Here is a 1,804-nt window from a genome sequence, read left to right on the forward strand (position 1 = left end):
CGCGCTGTTCGCCTCCCGCCCGGTGCTGGCCCGGATGCTGGCGCAGACCGCGCTGGACGCGACCGCGGCCACCGCCGAGCTGACGGCCCGTCTCGCGGCCGACCGGAAGGAGCTCACGGCCGGGCTCCTCGACGGACGGGACCCGGGGCCGCTCACGCGGGTGGAGCTCGGCCGCGGGGACGCCCACGAGGGCAACCGGTCCGTCGCGGTCCTGCACTTCTCCGGCGAGCGGCTGGTCTACAAGCCGCGCCCGCTCGGCCAGCACGCCCTCCTCGACGACCTGGTGGGCTGGCTCAACGCCAAGGTTCCCGGCCTGGAGCTGCGCACCCCGCGCAGTCTGCGCCGCGAGACCTACGGCTGGCTGGAGTTCGTCGAGCACCGCTGGTGCCGGACGGTGACCGAGACCGACGCCTTCTACCGGCGCCAGGGCGCCGTGCTGGCCCTGCTGTACGCGGTGGACGGCGCCGACATGCACTACGAGAACGTCATCGCCTGCGGCGACCAGCCGGTCCTGGTGGATGCCGAGACGCTGCTGCACACCGGGCTCGCGCAGTCCATGACGGCGGGCGCCGACCCGGCGGCGGACGCGCTGCGGGCTTCCGTGCACCGCACCTGTCTGCTGCCGCACCTGCTGATCGGCGAACAGGGGGCCCTGGACATCTCCGCGCTCGGCCGGTCCACCGACGGCACCTACCCGAGCGAGGGTCTGCACTGGCGGGACAGCGGCCTGGACACCATGCGTGCCGTGCGCGGACCGCTGCTCAGCCCCGCCGCACACAACCAGCCGCTGCCCGCGGGCCGCCTCCTGGAGGGCGCCGACCACAGGGCCGCGCTGCTGGAGGGCTTCCGTGCCGCGTACACGGCAATAGCCACCGACGGGGGCGAACTGCTCCGGGAGGACGGCCCGTTGATGTCCGGCGCGGACCGTCCCGCCCGGCTCGTCGCCCGCGCCACCCGCCTGTACGCGGCGCTCCTGGAGGAGTCCGCCCACCCGTCGCTGCTGGGCGACGCGCTCGCCCGGGAGGGGGTCTTCGCGGTGCTGTGGACCGAGTCCGAGCACGACGGGGCGCGCCGGCGGCTGATCGAGCACGAGACGGCGGCGCTGTGGCGCGGCGACGTCCCGCTGTTCACGCATCTGCCGTCCGGGACCGCGGTGCGGGCCGACGACGGCACATGGCTGCCCGGTCTGCTGCCGGTGGCGGGCGTGGCCTCGGTGCGGGAGAAGATCGCCCGGATGGACGAGGTCGACTGTCACGACCAGGAGTGGATCATCACGGCCACGATCGCGGCACGGGGTGCGGGATCACCGCTGGACCGTCCCCGGTCCGAGCTGGCGGTGGAGCCGGTGCCGGCCGTCGCGCCCGACGCGTCCCGGCTGATCGCCGCCGCGTGCGGGATCGCCGACGAGATCGCCGCCCGCGCGGTGCGAGACGGCGGCCGGACCAACTGGCTCGGCCTGGAACGGGTGTCCGGCCCGCACTGGGCGGTGCTGCCGATGGGCGCCGGACTGGCGCAGGGCTACTGCGGGGTGGCCCTCTTCCTGGCGCACACGGACGCGCTGACCGGAGCGGGGCGGTACGCCGCCCTCGCCCGGGATGCGGTCCGGCAGCTGCCCGCCCTGTCGAAGACCCTGGCGGACGATCCCGAACTGAGCGCGGCGGCCGGGCCGGGCGCCTACGACGGTCTCGGCGGCATCGTGTACGCGCTGCTGCGGCTGTCGGCCCTGCTCGGCCCGGAGCCGGCGGACTGCCTCCCCGACGCGCTCACCGCCCTCGGGCACGCCGCGTCCGCCTCGTCCGATCCG

The 1,804-nt window shown here is 75.6% G+C and carries 1 protein-coding gene; it reads left to right on the forward strand.

Annotated elements, in window-relative coordinates; translation table 11 throughout:
- Nucleotides 1–1,804: type 2 lanthipeptide synthetase LanM family protein (locus B9S61_RS10500; RefSeq protein WP_146064777.1), on the forward strand; the 1,804-nt coding region annotated here is incomplete at both ends.

This window comes from Streptomyces sp. SM1 (assembly GCF_002910825.1).
In the GTDB taxonomy this organism is placed as follows: Bacteria; Actinomycetota; Actinomycetes; order Streptomycetales; family Streptomycetaceae; genus Streptomyces; species Streptomyces okerensis.